A 22,373-nucleotide genomic window follows, 5' to 3' on the forward strand; every position below is an offset into this window, starting at 1 on the left:
TTATTTAATTTTGTAGTTTAATGTTTATTTTTCGATGTGTTGACGATGGATGCCACTTTCTCTATCTTAACGGAAGGTATTCCTGCTTGCCTCATCACACGCCAAATGCGCACTTCACCAAATTGCTCCCATTGTTGGTCAATAGTCCATTGAATACGGCGGGTTTGAAATTCATCAAAATTCTCAGCGTACTTGAAAACAGCAGCCATTGTTTTTGGGATTTTATCTTTATATCGATAGATCCAATCCTTCTTACCAATCCTACGTTCTAGCTCAGCAATGGAAATTCGAATGGGAGGTGATGCCCGCATGATTTCTTCTGCCTTATTGATGATTTGCATTGCACACTCGTCATCAATTCTCGCCCAATCTAAGCGAGGTTTTCTCTTTCTTGTGCTAGAAAGCGATTCTGCTTTTTCGGTCGAGTAGCTTTTTCTTTTCAGCTTAGTGGTAGGTGACAAAGGCTTACGGGAGAGCGTTGATGGCTTCAAGTGCCACGGTGCTTTCAATTCAAATTCGAGCGCAAGGCTGGCAACTGTTTTTGGGTCGATGTTGAGCAGTCGGCTAATTTCTCTTAGGCTTTTACCATCTGCAATCAGGGAAGTTAATTTTGGAGCAAGCATTGGCCCATAAGACAATAACCGCGGTTCACTGATATCCTGTGTGATTGAATCAAAATTACGTGTATAGGTATAACCACAACTGCATTGAAATACGGCTACTAATTTCCCGTGATTTTTGTGGGTTGTAATTTTCGTGATGGGCTTTTCTATATTGTGATTCGCAATCGGATTCAAGCATGGCCAAGGCCCAAACCCAAAGGGGGGAGTCTTTAGCTCGAATTGTTCCAAGAAATATTGTAGTAGTAAATGAAAGAGTGGATGGCTTGTGGTTCGCTGTTTTCTGACCAATTTATTAAGCCACGAATCACATGAATTACCGACAATGCTTCCATTGGGCAAGCAACTTAGAGTTTCATCTGTGCACTCATGGAATTTTTGATGGAGCAATTTTTGGTTTATTGTGTGGAATGACTTAGCAAAACCAGTTTCTATTAATTTATTATGATAATAGCTAGTCCATTCTTGAGCATTTTTCGCTTCAGGTGGATCTTGTAATAATTTAACACTTCTTTGAGTAAGATCGGTTAATTTTGAAAGCGAATTTTCACTGACTAGTTGAATAACTGAGTGCGCGTTGCTAGGGCAATTTTTGAATGTTGCAGCTATATATTCGTGCCGGCTGTACCTAGCAAATTCAACTTCACTTTTAAGAAGTAGGCATCCATGTGACGGGCAAAGATATGCGCCAGCTAACTGATGATCCCGCCTCCAATAAAGCTCCCCATATTGGTCTTGCATTTCCTGAAGGCAAATCGGACAAAATTGTAACTGAGTAAGCCGATTAATTTGAGAAGTCGTGATGCCTAAGCGTGTGTGAATTCCTACAGAACTCCCTCGCATAGCTCCTCGAATTTGATCACGAATAGTTGCAGACTGGAAAGCAGTCAGGTAATTAAATAAGGTCATTTTTTCAATGACATGATCTTCGCTGAACTCGATTCTGTCAGGAAGATTATGACGGAGGGAGCTAAGGTGTCCAGGCAAATCATAAGCGGCTATGACATGACGGTTTCCAAAGAGAATATCTTGCACATACATCATCTTTGGCAGGCCTAAATGCCGCCGATAACGAGCTAGTAAACTGTAGAGCAGCTCCTCTGGATATGGAGTTGGAAAATAGGCATCCGAGATCATGCTGTTAACTCTATATGCGGTAGTTTCACCAAATTTGCAGCAGATAGAGCATCATATGCCGTTTGTTCACCCGCTTTTTTGGCAACGATATCGCGTAAATCAAGTATTGGCCGAGGCTCTGCTTCGATTGGTTTTGATGGTTTAGGCTTAGCTTTTGTAGTTGGCTTCGATGAGAGAAGTTTCACTGCTTCCGATAACATTAAGAGAATGTCAGCTGATGGGTGCTCATTTACCACTCTTTTGATTACGACCTCTACTATATCTTCTGCAACTCCCAGATTTGATAAGCTAAGACGGACTTTAGAAATGGCATCGTCTCCCGTTTCAACTGGGGCTGTATCCGAGTGAGTTGTTGATGTGATTTCAGGCTTCTGCTCTGATTGCAGAGCAGCAGCCATCACTTGATCAATATGCTGTTGTAATGGCTTAAGGTCGTCATATTTCAGTAAGGCTTTTGTATCATTTTCGCGAAGCGCCTTAATCATGGGGGCAATCATACTAAAATCTTCTGAGGCCACCTTGCGAAGCAATTGTGTCGTAATAACTTCTGGACTTTCACGAATTTCGCTAATGCTAATAAGTCGCATTTGTGCCAGTATGAATAGTTTTACAACCACATCTACAATGCCTTGGCTTTCATCGTAAAGTACATCTCGAATTTCAGGGCTAATTGGCGTCGCCGTATTTGTCCATTGATATTGCCAAAGTTGATCAATAAAATGATCCCAAGTTTTTCCTTTTGGTAGGTTGTCCCAGTTAAGTGACCCTAAACCATTTGCGCGTCTTGCATGTCTAAAATTGTCTTGTAGTAAACTGGTTGCACTAGACGTTCCAATTAAAATAATTGGCACGCCAATTGTATTAACTAATGTAACGAGAAAATTGAGTAAAGCTTCTGAACTCAGTTTTGCATGGTGTAAATGTTGTATTTCATCGATGATAAGAACGCCAAGAGCATGTAAATTTGCTATGTGCGCCATATGTACCATCATTTCATCAATGCTAGAACGTGTTTTCCCATAGTGTTTTAGATAATTCGTACCAAGAATTCTATCAATCGAAGCGAAAAAATTAATACAAAGTTGCTTTGGAGAACCATGAAATGGGCAGTCCAATTTGAGCCAAGTAAGCTGATTTAGTGAGAAGGGCTCATCATGATGAATTTTTTGCGGAATTTGATGAAGAATTTTCTCTATCGATCTTGATTTTCCCATGCCAGAACAACCAATTAAGGCAAAACTCATGGCTGTATTTTCGACGGCATAAAGAGTTGAAGCCATTAAATCATTGGCTTCGATCCTTTCTAGGCCATTTTGCAAATGATGAATATAGTCGTGAGTTAGTGGATTTCGTCCAATGTACCCTTGTCGAAGTAGCATACCAAAGCGTTCTGCCAATTGAATTTGCCGTTGCATAGGTTCGAAATACCTTGTTAGGCGTAGAAGGCAGTGTTTTCTTACATAGTGAGGGTGTTGGCGTTCTTTTTCATGAAATATTGGGCGCGCTTCAAGGGCTTGTATAAGCTCCATTTGTGTTTGCAGTGCTGGAAGCCGAGAGATAAAGGGATTCCCATCATATTCAGGTAGCATGCCTTTTGTGCTATGTTCTTTAGAGGTCATTTTTTGGCTCCTTAGTTTCCAGCTCCAATTTTGATCTAATCTCCAGAATGTCTGGCTCTGAATAAATATCAATAGAAGGGAAAGGAATTACTTTCGCGGATGTTTCTTGTACGGTTTTGTCGTCGCCGAGACGGAATGCCTCTGAGGCTCGGTTATGCTCTTTTTCCTCTGCACGATGACCCCTAATTCCAGATGTACGAGCCAGATCACTTTCTGAACTTTTTTGTCGTTTAGCTGTAGCATTTGCCACGACTTTTTGAAAATTTGTTGTTAAATCTGCTTTTGCTGTTTTTTGGTTCTTTTGATGGCTGGCAGATTTAGATTTCTCTAGGTGTTGTCGCTGGGCGATTTCCCATTCAGATAAATCGCGATCAGCTCGGCTACGATCGGTGAGATTGCAAATTAAAAATCCGTTTTCAGCATCAGTATCGTGCAGATAAATCGTATTTCGCTCACGTGGATCATAACTAATAGTTACTTTCCAGCGACCATATTGTCTTGCACGATCCAACCATTTTTTCTCTAATGCCATGCCACAGATGTAGTAACTTCCATTATGGCGAATACCCATCTCAGTAACAGTTGCTGTTGCAGTTGGTAGCAAGTTAAAGCGGACTCCATCAATTGGGTAGACGCGCAATTTCCCACTTCGATTTTTAACCCCCCATTCCCATAAGTCTGTAGGAACGGCAAGTACTTCATCGGCGACAAGGTCACTATCTTTGTCGTAATTTTTTAGTTCATGGTAATTGTTGTAATACAGAATATCGGCAATAATAATTTGAGTAAATTCATCTAAATCAAGAACTGCATCTAGGCGATAATCTTGTGCCCCACGCTGCCGAAAGTCACTCTCAATGTAACCTGGGACATAGGCTTTGAATTTTGCAGGGAGTAATTGAAAGCGCTTTTCTACGATGCCTTTCCAGTCTGCGCGATATGGCGCTGCATTTTCAATAATAAGATTATAGTTATTTGCAAGTGTTTCTATATAATGACTCGCAATCTCACCACGGTCACCAAGCAATGTGGCTGGCAGGTGATTGCAAGGCCAATCTTCAGCCGAAATATCAATACCAAAACGCTTGCAATATGAAACTTTATCGTCGGCTGTATTGGCGAGAGCCATCATTGCACCAACCCAAGAAGGTCCTTCTAAGCCTACGTACAGACCTACGATCATACGGCTAAATACATCGATAACTATATAAAGAACTGGCCGACCAATAATACGATCTCGATTTTGCCGAGAAACTAGATAGACATCAGCAATAGTTGCATCGATTTGAAAACGAGCGCCAGGACCCCAGACATCAGTATTAGACGAACTGATGTATCCGCGCATATCTTTGTCATATATTTTCTTGCCGACTCGTTGCCGTTTTATATCAAATTTATTATTTTCTTTTTCATACCAATAACGAAACTGGACAAGACTAGGCACTGCAGTTTGTTCAGTAGGATCTGCGTAACTATGGATGACTTCGCCAGTTTCAGTATTGATATGGCGTTCTAAGAAGAAATCCTTGAGCATTTCATCATAAGCACCTGATAGTGAATGCTTTTTGTTTTTAACGTAGTGACGTTGTATTGCTATGTTAAATACTTTTCTAATGCCTTCTGAAACATTAATTCCTACGTCATCATCATATTTACGAGGCCGTCCTAGCTTTGCACCCGTTTTCGATGTCCGTAGCTGTCCTTTAGCGCCTGATTTTTTATAGTCAGGCAATAAAGAGTTTATATGTTGCCCTCGCTGCCAGAAGCGGCGAAGGTATTTATAAACAGTTTTGTGCGTTGTGCGGTGTTCTTTACAGGTTTGTAGGATTAAAGGCCCACGTTGATAATCTAAGTAAATGTTTGGAACACTCTTTACTAAGGGTTGAATAATTTTCCATGCATGATTGCGTGCGACAATATGTTTTTCGGGTATTTTGTCTTCTCTGATCAAAACCGCTAATGGATCAGTCTCCATTAATTGGGCATTGCCTTGCTGAAGATCGACGAGAAGTTGAGTACGAGGAATAAGCTCAGGCTGAGCAAAAGGGTCGTGGATATCAATGATGAACGCTCCGTCACTATCTGGACTTAGCCAAAGCACGCGGATAGTTCTATTTGCATCTCCGATATATTGAAGAAGGTCGTTGCTCAAAATCATGCGACTTTCCATGATGAGCCTCCTTTTTGTGCCACTTGTATTTCGCCTACCTGAATTTTAGATGCCGAAAAAGGTTGATCCATGTTGATTGACACTACTTTTGTTGCGATCAAATGGCGAAAAACTGTTAAGCCTTCACCTGAACTAAAGTTATATTGGGTTTCAAGTGCGTGCAGTAATTGTTTAAGAGGGGTGCTGTTTGGTAAGGCGCTCAGCATTGATAAAAAGTGGCTGCATCTGTCATCCCAATATCCATCGTATTGGACTACTTGCTTATCGAACGTATACATCTCTCGAGCCCAAGCGATGTTCGCTATACGTTGTTTTGGGAGCTCTTTTTCAGTTGTGATGCTCCAGTCGGTCTTTTCAGTTTGTTGAGCCCAATAGCGCCGCTCGATTTCTAATTTTTCAATTACTCTGGGGTCGTCTAGCGTTGAACTCTCTTTAACTGCTGAGGCAAAAGGGGCGCGCTTTAATGAATGATGGAAATCGATTAGCACATCGCTGGTCATCACGATGTCGACCCTTGTTCTGGGGTCTTTGGGATGAGCAACACCCATTGAGTCTGCTATTTGGCGGGTGATGTCCCGATCAAGTGGGAATTGTTCGCGAATGTCGGCAACAGCGTCAGACCAGTCCAACAAAATAATAAGGTTTCGCTCAAGGCCTGAAAGTGCGTGATGAAGTCTCTTGTTCTTTATGCCTGGAACACGAGTAGCAAGACCTTCTGAAGGGACGTCCTGAATAGTTAACCACGGTTTATAGTCCGCTCCCGTACCTAAACCTCGTCCTTCTTTAATGAAACGAGCAAGCTTCTGCTCGTCGAACTCATATTTGCGCTTTGACATAAAGAAAATGGCCCATAGAGATGCTGTACAACAGCAGTTTGCCTATGAGCCATGATACAACTTTATTGTTTATGATACATCTTTATTATTAATGATAGGACTTTATTATTAGTAGACATAAGTCGAATGAGATCGCTGCGGATTTACTCAACTGTCACCGACTTAGCCAGATTGCGGGGTTTATCGACGTCGGTGCCTTTGCGGTGCGCGGTGTGGTAGGCGAGCAATTGCAGCGGGATCGTAAATACGATCGAGGCAAGCGGACCGGTGTTGACGGGCAGGATCAGCGCTGACTTGACGTAGGGCAATGCCGCTTCGCAGCCCGGTTCGGCGATCAGGTAAATTTGCCCGCCGCGCGCTTCGACTTCGCGCAGATTCGACATCAGTTTTTCAAACAGCACGTCATTGGCTGCGCAAACGATGACCGGCATGTTTTCATCGACCAGCGCCAAGGGGCCGTGTTTGAGTTCACCTGCGGCATAGCCTTCAGCGTGGATGTAGGCGATTTCCTTGAGTTTGAGCGCGCCTTCGAGCGCGATCGGGAACAGCGTATTGCGCCCCAGATACAGCGCATGATCATGATGCGTCAGCGCGTGCGCCCAGTTTTCCATTTCAGCTTCTTGCGTCAGCACGGCGCTGATCATCGCCGGCAGGCGCGGTAGCCAGTTGGCCAGCTCGGTCAATTGTTCCTTGCTTAAAGTTTGTCGCGCCTGAGCCAGAGTGCCTGCCAGCACATACAGCGCGGCGAGCTGGGTCGTGAACGCTTTGGTTGAGGCAACGCCGATTTCAATGCCGGCTTGCGTCAGCAGCGTCAGGTCGGCTTCGCGGGTCAGCGTTGAATGCGCAACATTGCACAGAGCCAGAATCTTGACTTCACCACGCTCTTTGGCGTTGCGAATGGCGGCAAGCAAATCGGCCGTTTCGCCCGATTGCGAGATCGCAATAATCAGCGTTCCGCGTTGTTCCAGCCCCTGGCTATAGCGGTATTCGCTGGCAATGTCCACGCTGACTGGCATTCCGGTGTATGCCTCTATCCAGTATCGGGCAACCAGCCCGGCGTGATAGCTTGAACCACAGGCTATGATCCGAATGGCCGTGGCGTCACTGAGAATTTGCTGCGCCTGCTCGCCAAACAACGCCGGATCAAATCCCTGACTGAGCACGGCACTGAGCGTATTGGCGAGCGCAACCGGCTGTTCGAAAATTTCTTTCTGCATATAGTGCCGGTACGGCCCCAGATCGGCCGAATCGCTGCAAACATCGAGCATCCGTGCAACACGCTCTGCGCGCAGCCCCTGCTGATCCCAGATCTGTACTTCAACCCCGTCGAGCAAAGCCAGGTCGCCTTCTTCGAGGTAAATCATTTTTTGCGTCAATGGCAGTAGCGCGGCGATATCGGAGGCAAAAAAACTTTCCTGAAAACCCAGACCGATCACCAGCGGGCTGCCCTGCCGCGCGCAAATCACCTGCCGCGGGTTGGCGATATTAAGTACGCCAATGGCAAAGGCGCCTTTGAGCTGGGCAATCGAGCGCCGTACGGCAGCCAGAAAGTCTGTATCGCGTTTTAATTCGTATGAAATCAGATGGGCAATCACTTCGGTATCGGTATCCGAGCTGAATGCATAACCAGACTGGATGAGTTCGTGTTTGAGCTCGGCGAAGTTTTCGATGATGCCGTTATGCACCACCATCACATTATCACCGCCCAAATGAGGATGTGCGTTGGCTTCGGTGGGCGCACCATGCGTCGCCCAGCGAGTATGGGCAATGCCAACCCTGCCATCGGTCTGACTGGATTTTTGTGCCAGATCGGCAACCCGGCCGGCCACCCGAACACGATTCATTACAGGGGTATTGCCTTGTAAATCAATAACAGCAATACCACTAGAGTCATACCCTCGATATTCAAGCCGAGACAAGCCAGCCAGTAGCATCGGAACGACGTTTCGGGTCGAGATAGCACCAACGATTCCGCACATAAATCCATATCCTTTTAAATTTGATGCATTGCATCAAAGATGATGGATTAATTCGGCCAGACTGTCGCTATGGAAAATACCTTATACGCCAAATGCAAACCTTTTTCGTTCGCGTGACCGTTTGACGGATGGCGCTATTAAATTCGGGCGCGCTCACTACAGTGAATTAAAGGTTGATGCGGGTTGGAGCGTTGTTATGGCCATTCATTTACTCAGTTTGGGCGTCGTCGGAGTGCGTTTACTCGACCGGATCTTGACCGCTCAGGCGACCTACCCCGAAGAGCTGGCAGATCAGATTATTGATGAAATCAATCAGTATCTTTGCCGCGCGCCAGAAAACGAAAAAGCGCTGCTCTTCAATTTGGCCTGCGAGATTCACGAAGCCTTGTCTAACCGCTTCGGGCGGGTCGATTCGCCTCAGGCGCGGCAAGATGTGTCGCAAATGATGGGTTTACTGATTTATCGTGCCAAAATGAGCGCAGGTCAGGGACGATAAACCCACAACCGTCCAATCAGTTCCGCCACCCGTTCGCCGCTTGCGTTAAGCTACTCACTGGTTCACCTTCCGACGATATAAATTTACCCATGAAATTCAAAACCACCGAACTCATCGAGCCTCTGGTTGCACTGGGGGCTTTGCTTTTATTGTGCCTGATCGTTTTTTCAATACTCAAACCATTTCTGGCTGCCAGCCTGTGGGCAGCCATTCTGGTCTTGAGCACTTGGCATCCCTACCTGTTTCTGGTCAAAAAGCTCAATGGCCGCCGTGCTTCGGCTGCAATCTTGCTGCTGGTGATTCTTTGCCTGTTTTTGCTGCTTCCCGCCCTGTACGCCGCGAGCGACTTTGCCCGAGTCGGTGTGGCCTTTATCGGCGAAGTCAAAACCGGCTTTGAAGCAGGCTGGCCTGCCCTGCCTGACTGGTTAAGCCATCTTCCGCTGATCGGCGTCCCGATCAACGAGTTCTGGCAAGGTCTGGGGTCGCAAGATGAAGCCACCATGTCGATGATCCGCAGCCTGATCGGCCCGGCGGCGCAATGGGCATTGCTGGTTGCCAGCCAGATTGGCAGCAGCATCGTGGTCATGTTGATGAGCCTGTTTATTGCCTTTTTCATTTATCTTGATGGCGAACATATCCGCGACTGGGTCAAAGGCTTTCTGGAGCGGATTGCAGGCGAGCGTAGCGTTCACCTGTTCGCAGTTTCAGTCGTATCAACCAAGGGCGTCGTTTATGGTTTTCTGGGCACCGCCATCGTTCAGGCCATGTTATCGCTACTGGCGTATCTGATTGCAGGCGTTCCCAATGCGGTGTCACTGGGGTTTGCCAGCTTTATTCTGGCTTTATTACCCGGTGGCCCCGTATTGCTCGGTCTGCCAGCTGCGGCCTGGCTCTATCATCAGGGCGAAATCGGCTGGGCGATTTTTATGGCCAGCTGGATGCTGCTGGTCGTGAGCTCGGCCGACAATGTGATCAAGCCTTTGCTGATCGGTAAAGGCAGTAATCTGCCTTTTATTCTGATCCTGTTCGGCGTACTCGGCGGCGCAATCGCTTTCGGCATGCTGGGCGTGTTTATTGGCCCTGTGTTGCTGACGGTCTTTTACGAAATCGCCCGTTCCTGGATTTTATTCCCCAGCACACTGCCACCGGCAGCCACGATCAACCCTGTTGATGATGCATCCACAGCAGAATAAATCGCTACAAAGCCCGGCCTCACCGGGCTTTGTAGCTTTTGTTCAATCACAATCAAACCTGCAATACACCAGAACCCAGCAGTGACACTTTGGCCTTCAGGTGCAAATCAAGTTTGTTATCAATCTGCAAGAATAGAATCGATAAGCGGCTGAGTATTCGTTCAATCGTGTGCCCCTGCTCGATCCTGACGTCAAAAGGCAAACGGGCTCCACCGGCCAGATAGCCAGTTGCCAGATTCAACGCGGCAGTCCCGTCGCCAAAATTTTCATAAATATTGAAATGATCCGCGATAAAACTGCGCATCGTGATCAAATCGCCTTCGCGATGCCAAATCACCGCTTGCGCCACCTGTTTCGGACTCTGTGCATAGTCAGCCAGCAAGGCCGGATGAGGACGAGCTTGTAGCACAACTTGCCTTGACCTGACCTGAACCATCAACTGCTCCAATCCCGTATCAACCAGTTGCAGCGGCGCAATAATGGCGTGACTTTCGATTCCCAGTGCATAGGCAATGTCTACCTGACCTCGGATTGAGGGGCGGGTACAACCGGCAACGCACTGCAAATCGATGCTGCCATTAGCAAACAGCAGGGAATAATGCCCGCTTAAACAGTGCAACTTGAACCGGGTTTCCGAATTGGACTGTTGCATCACGGCCGCAGCGCCCAGCAACCCCTTTGCTGAAAACGGCAGCGAAAATTGTGGATGATAAAACCTGACTTCACCTGATGCGCGATGCAGAAATGCGACCTCGGACGCATTCATCTGATATGCCATCATCTGCAAAGTCGCTTCATCAGGCCAATCGGGCACATCAAACACAATCAGCGGGTCACCCGCCCAGGTTTTTTCGGCAAAAACACTGGTCAGAAAGAAGGGGTATGCGGTCATGGCGATTTCCGTGGAAAGTTTCTGCGCGATTTGATCGGCAGAGATCGCGAGTTTTTGATAGAATGTGCGAACTTTTTGTCTTGAATTTGCCTCCATTGGATTGCCATGTCTGTGATCGAACCTATTGCTGAAAAGGATCTACCGCTCAAGCGTGATTTGGATCTACTCGCCGCCTTGTTGTCTGACACTATCCGCGAACAGGCCGGTTCGGCCACCGCAGAACAAATCGAGTCGATTCGCGCACTCGCATTTCGCTACGTTCAGGCTCACGACCCCGACGCGGGCAAAGCCTTGGCGCGCTCATTGTCGACGCTGGATATGCCGACAACGATGGCGCTGGTTCGAGCGTTCAGCTATTTCTCGCACCTGTCCAATATAGCAGAGGATTTGCACCACAATCGCCGCCGCCGCGCACACAAAATCGCGGGTTCAAAGGCGCAGCGTGGCAGCATTTCTGCGGTACTGGAAACACTGACCGACCGCAATGTCAAAGCATCAGAAATTCTCGCCATGCTGGCCGAAACGCTGATTGCACCGGTAATGACTGCACACCCGACCGAAGTCAAACGCAAAACCATTCTGGAATGCCACCGTGCGCTGGCCGAGCTGCTCACCGAGCGCGACCGCAACCAGATGACACCGGAAGAAATCGCCGCCAACCAGGAAGCGATGGAACGCGTGATGATCACGCTGTGGCAAACGCGCGAAGTTCGTACTGTCAAACTGACGGTGCAGGACGAAATCGAAAATGGCGCGACCTATTTCCGCAATACATTCCTGCACGAGATTCCCCGCCTGTACCAGGACATGGAAGATCGGCTGTCCGATATGACAGGTGAACAAGTCACCTTGCCTAACTTTATTCAAGTTGGCAGCTGGATCGGTGGCGACCGCGATGGCAATCCATTCGTAACTGCCGATGTGATGCGCTATGCCGTTTCACGCCAGGCCGGTGTCGCGCTCGATTATTACTATCAACAGTGCCTGAAACTCGAAAGCGAACTGTCGATGTCAACGCGTCTGGTTCAGGTCGATCAGGACTTGTCAGCGCTGGCAGCAACCGCCCCCGAAGATCTGGCGCGCAAGTCAGAAGAACCGTACCGACTGGCTGTACTGGCCATTTCGGCACGCATTTTTGCCACTGCGATCAAAATCGGCACTTTCCATCATCAATTGCATGATGTGGCACACGCCCAGCCGTACGACAATGCGGATCAGCTCGCCAGCGATCTGGCCGTCATTTCCCGTTCGCTCAAAGCCCATGGCGCAGCCAAACTGGCCAATGGTCGTTTGCGTCGCCTCAAGCGTGCGGTTTCAGTCTTCGGCTTCTTCCTCGCGCCGATCGACATGCGCCAGTTTGCCGGCCTGCACGAAAAAATGATCAGCGAGTTGTTCAATCGCGCGGGTCTGGAAGAATACATGGCGCTCGACGAAAAGAGCCGTCGCGTCGTTCTGCTGCGCGAACTGGCCAGCCCGCGTCCATTGATTTGCCCACATGATGTCGCTTACAGCCCAGATGTTCAGCAAGAGCTAGATATTCTGAAAGCGGCAGCCGAAATCCAGGCACGTTACGGCGAAGCGGTACTGCCAAACTACATTATTTCGAACTGCGCGTCGGTTTCCGACATGCTCGAAGTGGCCGTGCTGCTGAACGATGTGGGTCTGGTGTCACTGGCGCCTACCGTTCGCAGCAAGGTCAATATCATTCCGTTGTTTGAAACCACCGGCGACTTGCGCGCCAGCGGCGACATCATGACCGAGCTGTTTGCGATCCCGCAATGGCGTCAATTGCTGACGTGCCGTGGCGATGTACAGGAAGTCATGCTCGGCTATTCGGATTCGAACAAAGATGGCGGTTACCTGACTTCCAACTGGGAGCTCTACAAAGCCGAACTGACGCTGGTCGATGTATTTAACAATGCCGGTATCAAACTGCGCCTGTTCCACGGTCGCGGCGGTACGGTTGGTCGTGGTGGTGGTCCGGCTTATGATGCGATCCTTGCGCAGCCGGCCGGTTCAGTGAACGGCCAGATCCGGATTACCGAACAGGGCGAAGTCATTACTGCCAAATATGCCGACCGTGAAGTGGGTCGCCGTAATCTGGAAATTCTGGTTGCAGCAACACTGGACGCCAGCTTCCCGGTGCCGAGCGATACCGATGAAGCGCCACATCGTGCGTTGATGGAGCGCCTGTCGAACGCCGCCTACCGCTTCTATCGCGATCTGGTGTATGCAACGCCAGACTTTATTACTTACTTCCTTGAGGCAACACCGATCAAGGAAATCCCGAATCTGAATATCGGTTCACGCCCTTCAGCACGTCGCAATACCAGCAGCATTTCTGATTTGCGTGCGATTCCATGGGTCTTCTCATGGTCGCAGTGTCGTTTGATGCTACCGGGCTGGTACGGTTTTGGCGCGGCGATCAGCGAATATCTGGCTGAAGCGGGTGACGAAGGTCTGCAAACGCTGAATCATTTGTACAAAACCTGGCCGTTCTTCCAGACAACGATTTCCAATATGGAAATGGTACTGGCGAAATCGGATATCGCAATTGCCGCACGTTACTCGGAGCTGGTACAGGATCAGGACGTTGCCAAGCGTATCTTTGGCCGCATCAAAGACGAGTGGCAACGTTCGGTTGACGCCGTTCTGGCCATTACCGGTCACGAGCAATTGCTCGGCGACAACCCGATGCTGGCACGCAGCCTGGATAACCGCCTGCCTTACCTCGACCCGCTCAACCATTTGCAGGTTGAATTGCTCAAACGCATTCGCGCTGGCGATGACAGCGAAGAATTGCGTCATGCCGTACACCTAACAATTAACGGTGTGTCAGCCGGTTTGCGCAACAGCGGTTAATCAGCGATGATGAGTTCTGAACTCATCCCCACCCAGGAGCCACTTCATGAACTGGAAAAAATCATTTCTTGTTTATGCAGTGGCTTTTTTATTGCTCGGCAGCAATAGCTACGCCAAGCTACCCAGCCATTTTGGCGATAAGGTCGAAAATGCCCTCGCCTGCCGCAGCGAATGGTCTACCGATTTCTGGCGTAATTATTTCCGCCAATACCTGAATCAACCTGTGCGAACCTGGGGCGAAGCCGAATGGTTTGACGCCCAGAAAGCCCAACTGGCGGGCAATCAGGTGGAAGAAGTGTTCGTCAACTTGCCCGACTCAGGCGCGCTGATGGTCGGCGCATTCATCAAAAAACCGCTAGCCGAAGTCAAAAGCAATATCGAATCACGTATGGGTTTTAGCTTTGTCCAGCTGGCCGGCCCCTACCCACGCTGGCTGTCGAAATTTGGCAGCGTCCTGGTCGAAGTCGGTCCGGAAGAAACCAAATGGTATTGCGCACGCTGGCACCTCGGCAATCGACCCTAGGGGTATAGCCTTGCAAGCCACGGCGAAATTAAGCCATGAAAACATACCATGCACCGTATAGCCTCGAATCAGATCCGGCTGGTTCTATCACTGGCGATTAGAGGATAATGGCGTTTTGCCCTGCTCAAATCCAGCTCAATGCCGCAGACTCTCCCGAATTATCCGCTCACCCGGCTCAATACCTTTGGCCTGCAATCGGCCGCCGAACAATTCATTGCCATCGACGACGTCGCAACCCTGCAAAGCTGCATTGCCGATCCAGCACTGCGCTCGCTACCCTGGCATATTCTGGGCGGCGGATCGAATCTGGTCTTGCCGGAATTAGTCCACGGGCTGGTTTTGAAGATGGATTTACTCGGCAAATACCTGCAAGCCGAAGATGACGACGCCTGGTACATTGCCGCAGCGGCGGGTGAAAACTGGCATCAATTTGTTCAATGGACACTAGCACAAGGCTGGGGCGGACTCGAAAACCTGTCGCTGATTCCCGGCACGGTCGGCGCGTCTCCAGTGCAGAACATCGGCGCGTACGGCGTTGAAATCAAGGATTATTTCCATCAGCTCAGCGCGATTCATTTGCACACCGGCGAAATTCGTACTTTCGGCCTGAGCGACTGCCAGTTTGCTTATCGCGATAGCATTTTCAAGCACTCTGCAGGGTTAGACTGGTGCATTCTCGAAGTTGTTTTCCGCCTACCTAAAAACCATCAGGTCAAAACCAGCTACGGCGACATTGAAAAAGCGCTGGCCGAATTAGGCTTGAGCGCCACGGCACATCATATTGCGCAAGCCGTGATTCACGTTCGGCAGCGCAAATTGCCCGACCCGGCGCAAATTGGCAACGCCGGCAGTTATTTTAAAAACCCGATTATTCCGGCCGAACAGGCCACGGCACTGCAGGCGCAGCACCCCGCGCTGGTGATGTATCCACTCGATGCACAGCACACCAAACTGGCCGCAGGCTGGCTGATTGAACAAGCGGGCTGGAAAGGCCGTCAGCTCGGCTCAGTTGGCATGTTTGCCAAGCAGGCGCTGGTGATGGTCAATCATGGTGGCGCAGGCCAGCGCGATGTCAAAACGCTCGAAGCGGCGGTGCAGCGCGATGTACTAAACCAGTTTGGCGTCATGATCGAATCCGAGCCGATTTGCTGGCAGTAAGAACCGTCCAAAAGCTTTCCGGCAAGACACACGCGACGCCAGTACACACGTTCGGCGAGGCGAAGTAATGCAGCTGGAGAACTTTTGGTTTAGTACATCAACGCCGCAGGCTGACCGTCAGTCGTCACAATTGGTAAAAAAGTCAGCAACGCAGTAAGTTAACAAAATAGCTTTCACCTCGACGGAGGTCATCATGATGGTCACCAACACCAATCTCAGTTCGCTGGCTGCGCAGCGCTATACCGACAATGCTCAGGCCGCACAAAATAAATCGATGACCGCCCTGTCGTCGGGCAAGCGCATCAATAGCGCAGCCGATGATGCAGCAGGTTTGGCGATTGCCGAACAGTTTGCCGCGCAAATCATCGGCAATAGTCAGGGTGTGCGTAATCTCAACGATGCGGTGTCACTATCACAAACTGCTGATGGTGCGCTCGAAGGTATTTCCGACAATACCCAGCGCATCCGGGAACTCGCCGTCGCAGCCGGCAATAGCACTTTATCGGCCAGTGATCGGCAAGCCATGCAGGCCGAAGTGGATCAGCTCAATCAAAGCAGCAACGACATTATCCGCAACACCCAGTTCAATGGGCAGTCGGTATTGCAAGGCGGCAGCTTTGCCTTTCAGGCGGGCGCCAATGCGGGCGAGCAAATCAATTTGAGTACCGGCAACTTGGGCGGCAACACATTGGCCAGCGCGTCGGGACAAATTGATTTATCCAGCCCAACCGCCGCATCCAACAGCCTGCTGGCGCTGGATCAGGATATTCAGTCACTCAATAATGAGCGCAGCAATCTGGGCGCCTTTCAGAGCCGCGTTGAGTCAGGTATCAGCAATTTGCGCAGTTCAGTCGAAAATCAGTCTGCAGCACGCAGCCGGATCGCTGATACCGACTACGCCGCGCAAAGCGCCAGACTGGCGCAAAACAGAATCCTCACTGAAGCCGGTCTGGCGATGCAAACGCAAGCCAATGCCAGCAGCAAACAGGTACTCAGTTTATTGCGCTAAATACATACCGGGGTATATCAATAAAGACAATACAAATCAAAAGCTTTATTCATATACCCCTTAAACCCTGCACGTAGCGGATCTCCCTGACGCAATGACTGCAGTGGCTTGTGGCATAATCAAGCTATCCATTGAAACCCTGTATTCTGTATGCACGCCACCGCCTTCTGGCGATCCCCATTATTGCGCTCCCCGCGTCAATTACATGCCTGGTTAAGCGAACGCGGTTCGCTGACCCGTCGCCTGATGACGCATTTTCCCGATTTTTCGGTCCAGGTGCTGCATGAAGGCTTTTGCCGCGCTCATCTGGACGAGCGCACAATCTTGCAGATCGGCAGCGAACACGTTGCCACCCGCGAAGTGCTTTTATGCGCCAAAGGCAAACCGCTGGTCTTTGCCCACAGCATTACAGCGCGCGCGAGCCTGAAGCGCGGATTTCACTTGCTGGGGCGCATCGGCAGCCGTCCCTTGGGCGCGGTGTTGTTTGCCGACCCCAAAATCAGACGTTCCCACCTGGCCTTCTGTAAAATTGACCGCCGTCATCCTTTATGGCAAAAAGCCGTTGCAGTCAGCGGAATCCAGCCCCCGACACTGTGGGCACGACGGTCGGTGTTTTACGCCGGACAAAATCAATTACTGATCACCGAAGTCTTTTTATCGCCGCCTTTTTGAACATAAAATCTCGTCATGACACTTCGCAATCGCCTTGCTGCTTACGCCAGACTCGCCCGGATGGACAAGCCCATCGGCACCCTCTTGCTGCTCTGGCCCACACTCTGGGGGCTGTGGCTGGCCGGACAAGGTCAACCGGACTGGCGATTAATTTTCATTTTTTGCCTCGGCACTTTTCTGATGCGATCGGCAGGTTGCGTGATTAACGACTGGGCTGATCGGGATTTTGACGGCCACGTTGAACGCACCAAAACACGTCCACTCGCTGCCGGTACCGTTCAGCCACGCGAAGCGCTGTATCTGGCAGCAGGATTGGCAGTGCTCGCCTTACTCATCGCGCTGCCGCTCAATACGCTGGCTCTAAGCCTGACCATCCCCGCAGCCTTTCTGGCTGGCTCATACCCCTTCACCAAACGTTTTTTCGTGCTGCCACAGGCTTATCTGGGCGTTGCGTTCAGCTTTGGCATTCCAATGACGTTTGCCGCACAAACGGGTCAAATCCCCAATCTGGCCTGGCTTCTGGTCTTGGCCAATTTGCTCTGGACCGTCGCCTACGACACCGTCTACGCCATCGTTGATAAACCGGACGACTTGAAAATCGGAATCAAAACTTCAGCGATTACTTTTGGCCAGTATGACGTGGCGGCGGTCATGCTCTGTCACTCGGCCTTTATCGCGCTGATGATCATCATCGGCCAACTGGCTCACTTGGGAGTGATTTACCAGCTGGGCTTATTTATGGCGAGCGGCCTGATTGTGCTGCAATATCGGCAGATCCGGAGCCGCGACAGGATGGCCTGCTTTGCCGCATTTCTGGCCAATAACCGCGTCGGCATGGTTATTTTTGCAGCCATTGTTCTCGATTACGCTTGGGTCTGAGTATGAAAATTCAAGCGCTGAGCAAAGCTGAGCAAAGTTATCTGATCCGGCTTATTTCGGATCTGGAGTCCGGCCATGCCCGTCAGTGGTACTGGCTGGAAATTGCCCAGTCCTTGCCTGCAGCACAAAAAACACGCAAAGCCACCACTATGGGTATTGCCATCAAAGTCTTGGGAATCAATGCCTGCAGCCCCATACTGCATAAAATGCAGTTAAAAGGGATCGGCCTGTATCAACGCAGTGGAATCAAATTTACTGCATTCTTCAAGCAAAAAGTAAGCGATGCATTATTATTTTCCGGCTGCTTGCTTGCCCTGTTGCAGGGCTTTCACCGCTTGCCTGCCAGCCTGCAATTTGCCACCTGGTGTCTGGCTCTGGGGGGGGCATTCTGGCATCTCTGGCAGGAATTTCGGTCATCGCAATCCACAAACAATGCCAGCATACTTGAATCCGACGAATTACCAGGCGCAGAAGCCAGTCTTGGTCTGCCCAGCATCATGCTTGCTGCAGGCGTCAAGGCTGAAACCAGTTTGCAATTGGTCAAAGGGCTCAAGTACGACCCCGACGCTGTTATCGCGCCACTGATCCAAGCACTACCGAGCATCGAACCTGACGCCGACCCCAGTTCAAAACAAAAATATTTACTCGCAGGCTTCCCGTGGCTAGTGCTTGGAGGGATCAATAGCTGGCTGATTGGGGTCGCACCCGAATACTGGGGAAGTGTATTTGCGCTGGCGATGATGGCAGGTCTAGCTTATTTCACGCATCGCCAGCGGCATACCTGGCTCATCATGACAGGGAGCTGGTTAAGCTGTTTTGCTTTGGCAAGCTTGGTTCATTACATTTAATTACTGGGTTGGGGCTCTGTCCGGAAGGTAATAGACATCGACCTCATTACCCAAGCCGATATATTGCACCTTGAGCGCCAAAGCGCAAACCAGAGCAATACCACGACCCGCCTTGGCTAATAACTGCAACTCTTTCGGCTTGTCAGACGATACACTGGCCCAATCGAAACCTTGACCCGAATCCTTGACCCGAATTTTTAAAACTTCAGTCTCTCTAAATTGCAATCCCATCAGATCAATTTCAATCCGCCCCCCCTCAAGCGCAGCAAGTCGCTCGGTACGCTGAGCGAGATACTCTTCCATACCATCTGGCGTAGACTTTAGTTTGGAGTCGAGCAAAAGCAGGCCATGATCCAGCGCATTCACAAACAGCTCAGTCAGAATCAGAAAGACATCTGATTGCACATGCGCCAGAGATTTGATCTCTCGCACAAAAGACATCATGAATGGAATGGTATTGAGGTAACGTAATTCATTGGCGCTCAGTATCAGGCTATATCGCCATTTACATTCAGACAGCAAGTGAAAATCGGTCGAAATCTCTTCAAAATGACGTTGGGATTGAGTGGTGCTTGCCACGGCAACATCGGTTGATCCGGAGCCAAACTGAGCCACAACCAGCGAGACATCATCATGATGCTGCTGACCGGCAAGAAACTGATTAAATATCTTTTTTGTTTCAGCCAGCATGCTGCCTTGTTGGCTTAGATTCAACGACCCGAGCAAAGCAGCCAGACCAAACTCACCTTTTTCCGAATGGCGCGCTTCCACCAGACCATCCGAATAAGCCACAATATAACCAGGCTCGCTGAAATAAATTCGCTCTGGCGCCAAATCCAGAGAGTGGGAGGGAACAATGCCCAAAGGTAAATTACTGGAACTACAAACTCGGATTACCTGCCGATTCTGCCCCAAAATCTGAATGGGCGGCATACCTGCATTCCAGACTTCAATCGTTGCTGCCGCCTCATCAATAGAAATCAGGGACACGCAAACAAAACGTCCAATTGGTAAAACCTGCCTCACTTTACTATTCATTTCGAACAGGATATCGACAATCGAATAGCCTTTTTCGGTCATGCTATAAAATGGCTGAGTCAATGGCAGCACATTCAATGCGGCAGTCAAACCATGCCCAATTCCATCTGCCAGCAAAATATACAAGGCTTGCCCCGGTGTACGGGCAGCAGCAATCAAATCCCCCGAGAGCGACTCAGCAGGGGAAAGCCAATATTCAAATTGTGGGTCGGCAAGGCGTTCTGAATTAACCATCTGATCCATCAAATGGCGAACCACCCGCTTTTCTTCTTCGGCTTTTTCGAAATAATCGGCTAAGGTCTGTGATTGTTCACGAACCTTTCGATTGAGCTCCAAAGTACGAGCAAATGCTTTCAGTTTTGCTTCAAGGACACGGAAATTGACTGGTTTGTTGATATAGTCATCAGCACCACGCTCAATAGCGTCGGCCAATGCGTTTTCTTCACCGATGCCCGTAACAAAAACAATGGGCACCCAATTGGCGCCCGCCTCGTTCTTGATTTGCACCGCAGCTTCAGTGCCGCCCATGACTGGCATCATGACATCCATCAGCACCAGATCAGGCTGATGAGTACGCCAGCACTCGATGGCTTCTTGACCATTTCGCGCAACGATAGCTTGATGCCCTAAGGCTTCAACAAATCGAGAAATCAGTAATAGAATGGCCTCAGTATCATCGACCACCAGGATTTTCATCAAAAACCCTAATTATCGTATTGTGAAAATTTTGCCAAAACATGCAATTTCCAAAACCTGTTTAACTGTATCCCTACAGTTAACCAAAGCAAGGGTTTTGCTTGCCGCAGCAATTTTTTCCTTTAATAACAACAGCATACCCAAAGCAGAGCTATCCAGATAATTTACATTCTGAAAGTCAACAAGCACTTCTTTAATCTCTGGATTGGCAATGATAGATTCACAAACCTGACGAAACTCACGATGAGCACTGAAATCAAACTGCCCAGACAAAATCACTCGACCGACACTGCCTTCAATTTGTACCGTAGGAGTCATTCTCACACCAACCTTTTGCTAATCTAATGTTTAAAAATTTTTATTAATCGCTTATCCGAAGAACACTTATCTGCGCCCTAACACATTAGTTGTGTCAGGCACTCGAGGCAAGCAAATCTTAAAGGCAGCGCCCAAATTGGGAGTCGATGTTACAGATATCTCTCCGCCATAACTTGAAACCAGATTTCTGACTATCGCCAAGCCCAAGCCCGTTCCGCCCTTTTTGGTGGTAAAAAAAGGCTCAAACAAACGATTGAGGGTAGCTTCAGAAATACCGCGACCATGGTCTTGCACAATGATTTCAACCGTTTCTGGATACTCATCAATCTGACAAAGAATCTCCTGCCCTACCTCAGAAGCCTGACAAGCATTTTCCAGAAGATTGCCAATTGCCCCGCTTAATTCTTTAAAGTTGGCGAGCACGTAACTTGAAGACGTGTGGTTTTTCAAAGCAAGGATCAAACCATGCGGCTCAAATACTGACTTGACCTCAAAAAATGCGTCTTGCACGACATCAGCAATATTCACGACGGCAACTTCTTGTGGCAGCCCCTTAACAAACAAAAGCATATTTTGCACCAACGCCTCCAGACGCTGCAGGCGCTCATTCGCTTTTGCAGAAAACTTTAGCCGATCAGCTTCCTGCAACTGCTCTCGTTGCAAATGCCCAACATATAAAATTGCGGCCGCGAGCGGGGTACGAAGCTGATGAGCCAATCCAGCCGCCATCTCGCCCATTGCCACCAAACGACTATTGCGCTGCAACGACTCACGCATTTCAACCGACGCACTGACATCGTGCAACAGAACCACCGAAACAGACTCTTCTTCAATCTTCACCTGCTCGACGGTCAAGTAAAAGTGCTGAGATTCAAACTGAACTCGCCAAATACCAACTTCGACTGTTTCCGAAAAATATGACTCAAAAAACTTTCCCCAGTTTGCACCCAATATGGAACGTCCCAAAAACTGCTGAGCGCGTTCATTACAGCGAATCACCTCTCCCGAAACTGCGACTTCCAGCACCCCGGCGGGCAGACGATCCAGCAGCAAAGTGAGACGCCGTGACAACACAGCCTTTTCTTCGTACTCTTTTTTTAAATTGCCATTGGCGACTGCCAGTTGATCAGTCAAAGAGGCCACATCCTGCTGCAGTCCAGCATAAGCATTTGATAATTGATAAGAAGCTTCTGTAAAAAGAGCAAAAGCCTCCTCTAACTCTTTGGAATTCAACTGTGGCTCTTGGGGTGTCACAAAAAAGTGCCCTTGTTGGTTTGTGATTTTTGCATTATAAATGCCTTAATCAGAGCTGTGATCATTGTTTCTTATAGACCATTCAGTTCAGTTTCATTCGCGCATAGGTGTTATTTCACCGTCGCCAAAATGAAGCGCTTTAATTTTTACCAAATTAATACACTGCACTTAACC

18 protein-coding genes are annotated in these 22,373 nt (G+C 49.1%); 9 read left to right on the forward strand and 9 right to left on the reverse strand.

The window, feature by feature from the left end:
- Positions 1-17: 17 nt before the first annotated feature.
- From ACG2XO_RS00405 to glmS, 5 genes are all read right to left on the reverse strand, one after another.
- Positions 18-1,757 carry a TnsD family Tn7-like transposition protein gene (locus tag ACG2XO_RS00405; RefSeq protein WP_410498875.1) on the reverse strand — a complete coding sequence of 580 codons (1,740 nt, stop codon included), beginning with the start codon at positions 1,755-1,757 and terminating at the stop codon, positions 18-20.
- Positions 1,754-3,376, reverse strand: coding sequence for an AAA family ATPase (locus ACG2XO_RS00410; protein ID WP_410498876.1), 1,623 nt, complete (start codon positions 3,374-3,376; stop codon positions 1,754-1,756). The genes ACG2XO_RS00405 and ACG2XO_RS00410 overlap by 4 nt, the downstream gene beginning before the upstream one ends.
- Positions 3,366-5,546, reverse strand: a complete 2,181-nt coding sequence (locus ACG2XO_RS00415) for a Mu transposase C-terminal domain-containing protein (RefSeq protein WP_410498877.1) — start codon at positions 5,544-5,546, stop codon at positions 3,366-3,368. The genes ACG2XO_RS00410 and ACG2XO_RS00415 overlap by 11 nt, the downstream gene beginning before the upstream one ends.
- Positions 5,531-6,382: a TnsA endonuclease C-terminal domain-containing protein gene (locus ACG2XO_RS00420; RefSeq protein ID WP_410498878.1), complete on the reverse strand. Its 852-nt coding sequence runs from the start codon at positions 6,380-6,382 to the stop codon at positions 5,531-5,533. Before ACG2XO_RS00420 ends, ACG2XO_RS00415 begins: the two co-directional genes overlap by 16 nt.
- Before the next feature lie 143 nt (positions 6,383-6,525).
- Positions 6,526-8,361, reverse strand: coding sequence for a glutamine--fructose-6-phosphate transaminase (isomerizing) (gene glmS, locus ACG2XO_RS00425; protein ID WP_410498879.1), 1,836 nt, complete (start codon positions 8,359-8,361; stop codon positions 6,526-6,528).
- A gap of 196 nt (positions 8,362-8,557) precedes the next feature.
- Here glmS and ACG2XO_RS00430 point away from each other — a divergent pair, with 196 nt between their 5' ends.
- Positions 8,558-8,857 (forward strand): hypothetical protein, encoded by a 300-nt coding sequence (locus tag ACG2XO_RS00430; protein ID WP_410498880.1) that lies wholly within the window; start codon positions 8,558-8,560, stop codon positions 8,855-8,857.
- A gap of 89 nt (positions 8,858-8,946) precedes the next feature.
- A complete protein-coding gene (locus tag ACG2XO_RS00435; protein ID WP_410498881.1) occupies positions 8,947-10,050 on the forward strand; it encodes an AI-2E family transporter in 1,104 nt (367 codons plus the stop codon).
- 52 nt (positions 10,051-10,102) lie between these two features.
- Here the strand turns inward: ACG2XO_RS00435 and ACG2XO_RS00440 are convergent, their stop codons facing one another.
- On the reverse strand, positions 10,103-10,942 hold the full coding sequence (locus tag ACG2XO_RS00440) for a PhzF family phenazine biosynthesis protein (RefSeq protein ID WP_410498882.1): 840 nt from the start codon (positions 10,940-10,942) through the stop codon (positions 10,103-10,105).
- 105 nt (positions 10,943-11,047) lie between these two features.
- Here ACG2XO_RS00440 and ppc point away from each other — a divergent pair, with 105 nt between their 5' ends.
- The 7 genes from ppc to ACG2XO_RS00475 all read left to right on the forward strand — a co-directional run bounded on the left by ppc (position 11,048) and on the right by ACG2XO_RS00475 (position 18,893).
- Positions 11,048-13,804, forward strand: a complete 2,757-nt coding sequence (ppc, locus tag ACG2XO_RS00445) for a phosphoenolpyruvate carboxylase (protein WP_410498883.1) — start codon at positions 11,048-11,050, stop codon at positions 13,802-13,804.
- A 46-nt stretch (positions 13,805-13,850) separates the two neighbouring features.
- Positions 13,851-14,327 carry a hypothetical protein gene (locus ACG2XO_RS00450; protein WP_410498884.1) on the forward strand — a complete coding sequence of 159 codons (477 nt, stop codon included), beginning with the start codon at positions 13,851-13,853 and terminating at the stop codon, positions 14,325-14,327.
- A 138-nt stretch (positions 14,328-14,465) separates the two neighbouring features.
- On the forward strand, positions 14,466-15,485 hold the full coding sequence (gene murB, locus ACG2XO_RS00455) for a UDP-N-acetylmuramate dehydrogenase (RefSeq protein WP_410498885.1): 1,020 nt from the start codon (positions 14,466-14,468) through the stop codon (positions 15,483-15,485).
- Positions 15,486-15,678: 193 nt separating this feature from the next.
- Complete coding sequence (locus tag ACG2XO_RS00460; protein WP_410498886.1) at positions 15,679-16,494, forward strand: flagellin; 816 nt, start codon at positions 15,679-15,681, stop codon at positions 16,492-16,494.
- A 150-nt stretch (positions 16,495-16,644) separates the two neighbouring features.
- On the forward strand, positions 16,645-17,166 hold the full coding sequence (locus ACG2XO_RS00465) for a chorismate--pyruvate lyase family protein (protein ID WP_410498887.1): 522 nt from the start codon (positions 16,645-16,647) through the stop codon (positions 17,164-17,166).
- A gap of 15 nt (positions 17,167-17,181) precedes the next feature.
- Positions 17,182-18,045 (forward strand): 4-hydroxybenzoate octaprenyltransferase, encoded by an 864-nt coding sequence (ubiA, locus tag ACG2XO_RS00470; protein WP_410498888.1) that lies wholly within the window; start codon positions 17,182-17,184, stop codon positions 18,043-18,045.
- A 2-nt stretch (positions 18,046-18,047) separates the two neighbouring features.
- Positions 18,048-18,893, forward strand: coding sequence for a hypothetical protein (locus ACG2XO_RS00475; protein WP_410498889.1), 846 nt, complete (start codon positions 18,048-18,050; stop codon positions 18,891-18,893).
- Here ACG2XO_RS00475 and ACG2XO_RS00480 read toward each other — a convergent pair whose 3' ends face one another.
- The 3 genes from ACG2XO_RS00480 to ACG2XO_RS00490 form a co-directional block, all read right to left on the reverse strand.
- The gene (locus tag ACG2XO_RS00480; RefSeq protein ID WP_410498890.1) at positions 18,894-20,627 is read right to left on the reverse strand and encodes a SpoIIE family protein phosphatase; all 1,734 of its coding nucleotides are present in this window, start codon (positions 20,625-20,627) and stop codon (positions 18,894-18,896) included.
- A gap of 12 nt (positions 20,628-20,639) precedes the next feature.
- Positions 20,640-20,945 (reverse strand): STAS domain-containing protein, encoded by a 306-nt coding sequence (locus ACG2XO_RS00485; protein WP_410498891.1) that lies wholly within the window; start codon positions 20,943-20,945, stop codon positions 20,640-20,642.
- A gap of 66 nt (positions 20,946-21,011) precedes the next feature.
- Complete coding sequence (locus ACG2XO_RS00490; RefSeq protein WP_410498892.1) at positions 21,012-22,178, reverse strand: sensor histidine kinase; 1,167 nt, start codon at positions 22,176-22,178, stop codon at positions 21,012-21,014.
- Positions 22,179-22,373: the final 195 nt, after the last annotated feature.

The sequence above is a fragment of the Chitinibacter sp. S2-10 genome, from assembly GCF_046530675.1.
Classification (GTDB): Bacteria; Pseudomonadota; Gammaproteobacteria; order Burkholderiales; family Chitinibacteraceae; genus Chitinibacter.

What these genes read in the sequence shown, in the direction of transcription:
- glmS (WP_410498879.1), bottom strand. Translation starts at nt 8,361, where the DNA reads ATGTGCGGAATCGTTGGTGCTATCTCGACCCGAAACGTCGTTCCGATG.
- ACG2XO_RS00475 (WP_410498889.1), top strand. Translation starts at nt 18,048, where the DNA reads ATGAAAATTCAAGCGCTGAGCAAAGCTGAGCAAAGTTATCTGATCCGG.
- ACG2XO_RS00420 (WP_410498878.1), bottom strand. Translation starts at nt 6,382, where the DNA reads ATGTCAAAGCGCAAATATGAGTTCGACGAGCAGAAGCTTGCTCGTTTC.
- ACG2XO_RS00440 (WP_410498882.1), bottom strand. Translation starts at nt 10,942, where the DNA reads ATGACCGCATACCCCTTCTTTCTGACCAGTGTTTTTGCCGAAAAAACC.
- ppc (WP_410498883.1), top strand. Translation starts at nt 11,048, where the DNA reads ATGTCTGTGATCGAACCTATTGCTGAAAAGGATCTACCGCTCAAGCGT.
- ACG2XO_RS00465 (WP_410498887.1), top strand. Translation starts at nt 16,645, where the DNA reads ATGCACGCCACCGCCTTCTGGCGATCCCCATTATTGCGCTCCCCGCGT.
- ACG2XO_RS00415 (WP_410498877.1), bottom strand. Translation starts at nt 5,546, where the DNA reads ATGGAAAGTCGCATGATTTTGAGCAACGACCTTCTTCAATATATCGGA.
- ACG2XO_RS00435 (WP_410498881.1), top strand. Translation starts at nt 8,947, where the DNA reads ATGAAATTCAAAACCACCGAACTCATCGAGCCTCTGGTTGCACTGGGG.
- ACG2XO_RS00430 (WP_410498880.1), top strand. Translation starts at nt 8,558, where the DNA reads ATGGCCATTCATTTACTCAGTTTGGGCGTCGTCGGAGTGCGTTTACTC.
- ACG2XO_RS00480 (WP_410498890.1), bottom strand. Translation starts at nt 20,627, where the DNA reads ATGAAAATCCTGGTGGTCGATGATACTGAGGCCATTCTATTACTGATT.
- ACG2XO_RS00460 (WP_410498886.1), top strand. Translation starts at nt 15,679, where the DNA reads ATGATGGTCACCAACACCAATCTCAGTTCGCTGGCTGCGCAGCGCTAT.
- ACG2XO_RS00410 (WP_410498876.1), bottom strand. Translation starts at nt 3,376, where the DNA reads ATGACCTCTAAAGAACATAGCACAAAAGGCATGCTACCTGAATATGAT.
- ACG2XO_RS00405 (WP_410498875.1), bottom strand. Translation starts at nt 1,757, where the DNA reads ATGATCTCGGATGCCTATTTTCCAACTCCATATCCAGAGGAGCTGCTC.
- ubiA (WP_410498888.1), top strand. Translation starts at nt 17,182, where the DNA reads ATGACACTTCGCAATCGCCTTGCTGCTTACGCCAGACTCGCCCGGATG.
- ACG2XO_RS00485 (WP_410498891.1), bottom strand. Translation starts at nt 20,945, where the DNA reads ATGACTCCTACGGTACAAATTGAAGGCAGTGTCGGTCGAGTGATTTTG.
- ACG2XO_RS00450 (WP_410498884.1), top strand. Translation starts at nt 13,851, where the DNA reads ATGAACTGGAAAAAATCATTTCTTGTTTATGCAGTGGCTTTTTTATTG.
- murB (WP_410498885.1), top strand. Translation starts at nt 14,466, where the DNA reads ATGCCGCAGACTCTCCCGAATTATCCGCTCACCCGGCTCAATACCTTT.